The organism is Bacillus cereus group sp. BfR-BA-01441 (genome assembly GCF_022663075.1).
Lineage (GTDB): Bacteria > Bacillota > Bacilli > Bacillales > Bacillaceae_G > Bacillus_A > Bacillus_A cereus.
Map to the genome: position 1 here is coordinate 1 of NZ_JAKUEU010000373.1, position 232 is coordinate 232.

The window sequence follows — 232 nt, forward strand, 5'->3', positions numbered from 1 at the left end:
ATTAAGTCCAATATCCAAAGAAATCCCAGCGGAGTTAAATGCATACAATCCTGCTGGAAGTCCTAGTCCGGATGGTCCAGTCGGTCCAGTCGGTCCAGTAGCCCCAGTCGGCCCCGTAGGTCCAGTCGGTCCAGTAGCTCCAGTGTCACCAGTCGGCCCCGTAGGTCCAGTAGCCCCAGTGTCACCAGTCGGCCCCGTAGGTCCAGTAGCCCCAGTGTCACCAGTCGGCCCC

Annotated in this window: 1 pseudogene; it reads right to left on the reverse strand. The window is 59.5% G+C overall.

Annotation, left to right across the window (positions count from 1 at the left end):
* A pseudogene (locus MR107_RS30905) lies at positions 1-232 on the reverse strand (hypothetical protein); the annotation flags it as partial.